This is a genomic window from Actinomycetota bacterium (assembly GCA_040755895.1).
In the GTDB taxonomy this organism is placed as follows: Bacteria; Actinomycetota; Aquicultoria; order Subteraquimicrobiales; family Subteraquimicrobiaceae; genus Subteraquimicrobium.
Window position 1 is genome coordinate 1 of the sequence record JBFMAG010000121.1, and the last position, 6,430, is coordinate 6,430.

Consider the following 6,430-nt stretch of genomic DNA (forward strand, 5'->3'; position numbering starts at 1 on the left):
CATGATCACGACGGGGGTACCTCTCTCAGCCACCAATTTAACCATATCCTCATCGGCTCGAAGTCCACTGATGTCGTTCACAATGGCAGCCCCCGCATCTAAAGCCTGACGAGCGACCTCGGATTTATAAGTGTCTATGGATATGGGTTTATCTATTTGAGGGGCAAGCGACTCGATCACGGGGATGACCCTTTCAAGCTCTTGATCCAAACTTACAGGTTCTGCGCCGGGGTGGGTCGATTCTCCACCCACATCGATGATATCGGCTCCCTCCCCGACCATTCTTAAGCCATATTCAACCGCCTTATCCAACCGGCAAAATTTGCCCCCATCCGAAAAGGAATCGGGTGTAACGTTCAATACACCCATAATGTAGGTGCGTTGCGAAAGGTCAAGGACATATCCACCGGCCTTTAAAGTATGATGTGACGATCGAAAATTCAGGAGGACTTCTTCGATTTCAGAAGCAATTTTTGAGAGCTCAAAGGGTTGCTCAGCGAGTTTTTTGCAGACTTCCTTAAACTGCTTCAATGTCCCCATGAGGATGATATCGCTTTTCTTCACTTTGAGATCGTATACACCTCGGGAGATAGCGGCCTCTCCACCCCGGGAAAGCATCTCCTGTTTGATGATGTTGGCCGCTCTTACATCTATACCCTCGAGCTTCACCAGTTGGTGAATGGCCTTTGGGCTCATGATCTCGATGCCCCTGGGATCGACGCCAATCTTAGTGAACTCCCTTATTATGTCATTGATATTCTTAATTTCGAGTACTCTTGCATTCGTCGACATACTCTCAAACCCTTATCGATGAGCGATGTTCGACTAGCGGTTTTTAAAAGATGTTTTCCCGCTCATCGCTGATCACTGACCCGACTTAGCTTTTAATGAGGGATAGTGCTTCGGCGCGGGAAGCTTCATTGGTGCGGAAAATACCTCGCACAGCTGAAGTAACGGTCAGAGAACCGGGCTTACGAACCCCCCTCATGCTCATACAGAGATGCTCAGCTTCTACAACTACGAGAACACCTAAAGGATTCAAGGCCGAGACCAAGGTATCGGCGATGGAAGTCGTGAGGCGCTCTTGGAGCTGGGGTCTTTTGGCCAATATCTCCACAACCCTGGCAAGCTTACTGATTCCAGTGATCCTCCTGCTCTCCCCGGGGATGTAAGCCACATGTGCTTTACCCACGAAGGGTATGAGATGGTGTTCGCAGACTGAATAAAGAGGGATGTCCTTAACTAGAACTATTTCATCGTGATTCTCGGCAAGAGTTATTTGAATGACTCCCTTAGGATCCTGGGTCAAACCAGCGAATATCTCTTCATACATACTGGCTACTCTGGTCGGAGTATCCTTAAGCCCTGGTCTTTTTGGATCCTCGCCAATTCCCTCTAAAATTAGGCGAACTCCCTGCTCAATCTTCTTTCTATCCATTTGAAGTTCCTATTTAATACTTATAGGTGGGTCATAAAACATAAACTTGCTGCTCAGAGCCGCCTTGCAGAGCGAGTGTGAGCAAACGGCGTCGCCCTGACTCGTCGGGAAGCAGCTGTGGCAAACAAATTGACTTAGCGAAGTGGAGTCAACTTCGCACTGCAAAAATAAGAGCAGCCCAAAACGAATCCGAAGCTCAAGGACGGCCCTTTGAGCACTTTGCATTGAAAATTATGATCCATGCACAATATTTTTGATTTGTCCAAAAGTCACCCGTATGGGCGACTTTCGACATTTAGCTCTTTTTTCCTCTAAAAAATAAAACCACCTCACCTCCAAGCTGGTGAGGTGGTGAAAAGCACCCTCTAACCCTCAGCGGGTCTTAATTTGCCGGGTACCTTTTTTAAGCCGGATTCCTTCCGCTCCGCCCCGATGCTTTCCGATTTCTGTTCTTCAACGGTTTGCTCCGTTTGGGGAATGGATTCTTCAACACCCTCAAGGAGTCTAACTAGCTCCTCCTTCTCAAGAGTCTCCCTCTCTATGAGCGTGTTGGCGATTTCATCGAGCTTTTCTCGATTCTTCTGGAGTATTGTTTTAGCCTTAGTCCAGGCTTCGTCCACGATACGTTTGATTTCCTTGTCAATTTCGTAGGCGACTTCCTGGCTATAATCAGGGTGGGATGCAAAATCCCTACCCAAAAAGACCTGATCTTGCTTTTGACCAAGGGTCAATGGACCGAGTTTCTGACTCATACCGTACTCGCAGACCATCTGTCGAGCAATTTTGGTGGTTTTCTCCAAATCGTCTTGAGCGCCCGTGGTTATATCGTGGAAGATCATCTCTTCGGCAACGCGCCCGCCCAACAGCATTGCCAGCTCATCGGTGAGCTCCGATTTGGTAACCAAATATCTATCCTCCGTGGGCAGAGTCAGAGTATACCCCAACGACCTTCCACGAGGAATTATGGAGATTTTGTGGACGGGGTTGGTATTCGGCAAGATGTGTGCCACCAGAGCATGTCCGGCTTCATGATAGGCTATTATCTCTTTCTCTTTATCACTAATTAGCTTCGTTCTCCGTTCAGGTCCAGCAATCACCCTGTCTATGGACTCTTCGAGTTCCTCCATATCTATATATTTCTTGGCATGACGTGCGGCGAGAAGTGCCGCTTCATTCACCAGATTAGCCAGATCCGCTCCGGTAAATCCAGGGGTTCGTCTAGCTAAAACTTCGAGATTGACATCCTTTGAAAGAGGCTTATCCCTGGTATGGACCTTGAGTATCCCTACTCTACCCTTGAGATCGGGGCGATCGACCACGACCTGGCGATCGAACCTACCTGGTCTTAACAGAGCCGGATCCAGGATGTCGGGACGGTTTGTTGCGGCGATGAGTATCACGTTATCTCTGATGTCAAAACCATCCATCTCCACGAGAAGCTGATTGAGGGTCTGTTCACGTTCATCATGACCTCCGCCGAGACCAGCTCCTCGATGGCGTCCCACAGCGTCTATTTCATCCAAGAAGACGATGCAGGGAGCACTGACTTTTGCTTGATTAAAGAGATCCCGCACTCTACTATTGTGGAGAAGCACCGGTTTTTCCCCGCCAAAGAAGGCTTCGTTTTCGCAACCGCAAAGATCATAAACATATCCCCCATATGGTTCTTCGATAATTTCTTTAATGTAAGGTTTCTTAATCTGGTTGGGGAATTCAATTTGATCCTCAAATGGATTGCTACTCTTTCCAATGATCAAATTCCATGCCTCCAAATCTGGCAGAGGTTTATCTTTGATGACCCGACCACCTCTCTGGAAGCATTTTCTCACTCCTACCTTAATTCCATGCATAGCACAAAGCCAGGTAAGTTCGGTGATTAACTTACAGCTTACCGAAGTGGCGCTTACCTTCCCTTCTTTTGTGATATAGCCATCGCCTTTGGTATAACCTTCAAGATAACTCAAGAAGTATTCGGGAGGCATATTCCACATAAATTCCGGAATATGTTTATTGCGGCTTCCACTGCCACAATGCTCCGTAAAGAATCGAACGAGGAGGGTGGAAAAGTATTTTATCTTCACCGTATTGTCTTCGGTATGTTCAATTACTGGACCGAGCCCAAAAACTTCTCGCATCAATCTAATGCAATCTTCCTGCAATTCTTTCTCCTGGGCACCAAACACAAATTCTAAATAATGGAAAGTACCTCTACCTTCAGCGGTATAATATCCCAAGAGCTTCATTAATTCTGGTGTTACTTTCACCTCAAAGGGTATCCTCTTGAAGGTTTTCTGGGAAATTAAACGCGGCTGGCTTTCTCCTCGCTGCCAGTCCCCCACTGTAGCTTGGGATACTCCAATGGCATTCGCAATTGCATATTGGCTTAAAAGTCCCTGATTCTCCAAGGCAAACTCATATTTCCTTTCCATCTCTTGGTAGCGATCGCCCCAAATATCTAACTTTAAAGAAACCTCCGTGGGAAAACTATGAGCCCTCATGAAATGGAGAGTTCCATATTCAGGAGAGTATTCGCCCCGAACTTTGAAGGGCAGATTCACCAATATATCGCCGGGTTTCAGCTCCGTGACTTTTTTGGGTATAATCCTGTTTTTATCGCGCACAAAAATACCGTGATCACCAGTGGCTTTAATTATGCCTCCTAAATAATGGATTTTATAAATTTTGTCCACTTTATGCCTAAAGACTCCCTTAATCTCTTTCCAATCACTTCTCCCAAAGAATTTCTTTTCAGACTTGTCAGATATACAATTTTTTGCTTCATATCCTAGGGTTTTAACATCCTTCACTGGCACCATAAATCCTTCTTGCCCTTCTTCATAGTATTGATCCACAAACTCGGAGATGGGCATGAGTTTAGTGTAATCATCGGTCTTAATTAATACCGGTGTGTCGCCAGAGACCGAGGCGCCCACGCCGACAAACATCTCAACGAAATCGGAGCCGCTGATGCTGAAGAAGGGAACGCCAGCTTCACCGGCAACCGCGCGAGCCAGGAGCGTCTTGCCCGCACCGGGCGGTCCATATAGGAGCACTCCCTTGGGTATTTTAGCCCCCAGCGCTCGGAACTTTCCAGGATTGGCCAAGAATTCCTTTATCTCCTGAAGCTCCTCCACCGCTTCATCGAGCCCGGCGACATCCTTGAAGGTTACCTTGGGCATATCCTTGGTCATCCTCTTAGCCCGAGCCTTGCCAAAGGACATGACCTTGCTTCCCCCACCCTGCATCTGCTGAAGCATGAATATCCAGATGGCGAGGATTAAAATGAAGGGAAGAAGATTGGAAAGAATCAACCACCATACAGCCTCTTTTTGGGGATCAACCTGAGTTGAAACCTTGTGCTTGAGCAATATCTCTGAGATGTTGTAGCTTTCAGGGTAGGAGACCTCAAATTGAGTGCCGTTCTGTAACTTTCCCTTGATTATATGATCCTTGTCTAAGATCTTTACTTCCTTTACCTTACCCGCTTCAACCTGAGCGATGAACTTGTTCAGAGTCAGTTTCTGAGTGGGCTTCTGATTTAGAAGGTAGCTTTGGGCTAGGAACAGAATGAGAATTACGACCAGGAAGTAAAAACCCGCGCTCTTGAAAAACCTCTTCAAAATGAAACCTCCTTAATAATTTCGCGTAATAATCGTAACATAATTTAAATGCATTAGCAATTTAACCAGGGAAGTCGAAAGGCCTTATGCCCTGGAAATGCTCCAAACAGGTCTTCAGACCTGTTATTAACAGACCTAAAGGTCTGTTGCTACTACTACGAAGCCTTGTAAATTATTCTAAGTTTTCAACCTCTAGTTTTAAGATCGTCTTAGTGCCCCGGTTAGCTTTAGCCCTATCATCAATTCTATACCCGATTACCCAAAGAATATGATCCTTCCCCTGGAGGATGGGGATCCTATCCCTGAGTCTGCGCGGAACCTTCTCGTCCACGAAGAAATCCTGCAATTTCTTTTCGCCCTCCATACCCAAAGGTCTAAAGCTATCGCCGGGTAATCGGGTGCGCAAGATGAGAGGTGGTTCAATCTTATCGGCATCCAGATAAGCCTTTCTATCCTCCTTCGGAATCGTTTCACCCTTTGCATCCTCAAACTCAGCCCTTATTCGGATTCCAAGGCTGGGAATATCGGTTACGCCCGGAATGTTCAGCAAAACTCTTGGGACCTTGGGGGCTTTCAACTTCTCCTTGAAGGTTATGATGAGTGCACCATATTCACTCAAGGCAACGAGCCTTCCAGGGAGATCCATTTGCAGATGTGGCAACTTTCCGGACACGTACCCCAATATCTCCTCCAAATGTTTGAACTCTATACCCCGCAAATTTCCCTTCACCAGCTGTATTCCTCTTCGAAGCATTCTTCGCTGAATGGCCAAGGGTAGCTTCTGAATCCTCTTGCAGGACAATTTCACCAAATTCTTCTCAATCACCGCGACTTCATTGAACTTTCCTCCAGCTATCTCATCGAGGAGGTCTTGCTCCTCGCTTAAAATCTCCATGGTTTTAAGGATAACCCCCTTAAAATTTGGATTATATCGCTCCAGAGCCGGAATGAGCTGATGACGAACCTTATTCCGTAAATAAGAGATATCGAGATTCGATAGGTCCAACCGAAATTCTATCCCCTTTTCTCCGCAATATTCTTGAATTTCACCTCGGGTTGATTCAATCAAAGGACGGATGTATTTACCCCTCACGGGAAGCATCCCCCTTAAGCCTTCGGGTCCTGATCCCCGTAGGAGCCTCATTAGAAAGGTCTCAACCTGGTCATCGGCGTGGTGTCCAAGGGCGGCTCTATTGGCTTTTATCTCTCGACCGACCTTTTCCAACAATCTATATCTGACCTCACGAGCTGCCTCCTCAGGGGAAAGATGCTCTTTTCTCATATATGCTGGTACGTCAAAGGAGAGAATTGTAGAGGGACATTCCAGCCTTTCAGCCAATTCTCGGACGAAAAGCGCATCCTCTTCTGATTC

Annotated in this window: 3 protein-coding genes and 2 pseudogenes; all 5 read right to left on the reverse strand. The window is 46.7% G+C overall.

Translation table 11 applies throughout. The annotated features are described in order from the left end of the window. The coding region (gene folP, locus AB1466_05705; GenBank protein MEW6189585.1) for a dihydropteroate synthase at positions 1–792 on the reverse strand (792 nt) is incomplete at its 3' end. Between the two features lie 85 nt (positions 793–877). Further along, positions 878–1,438 (reverse strand): GTP cyclohydrolase I FolE, encoded by a 561-nt coding sequence (gene folE, locus AB1466_05710; protein MEW6189586.1) that lies wholly within the window; start codon positions 1,436–1,438, stop codon positions 878–880. A 365-nt stretch (positions 1,439–1,803) separates the two neighbouring features. Next, positions 1,804–3,018 (reverse strand): annotated as a pseudogene (gene ftsH / locus AB1466_05715) (ATP-dependent zinc metalloprotease FtsH). A 12-nt stretch (positions 3,019–3,030) separates the two neighbouring features. After that, positions 3,031–5,058 (reverse strand): annotated as a pseudogene (locus AB1466_05720) (ATP-dependent metallopeptidase FtsH/Yme1/Tma family protein). A 172-nt stretch (positions 5,059–5,230) separates the two neighbouring features. After that, positions 5,231–6,430 (reverse strand): tRNA lysidine(34) synthetase TilS (tilS, locus tag AB1466_05725; protein MEW6189587.1); only part of this gene is annotated, 1,200 nt, incomplete at its 5' end.

Coding starts and splice junctions, on each gene's coding strand:
- folE (MEW6189586.1), bottom strand. CDS start 1,438: ATGGATAGAAAGAAGATTGAGCAGGGAGTTCGCCTAATTTTAGAGGGA.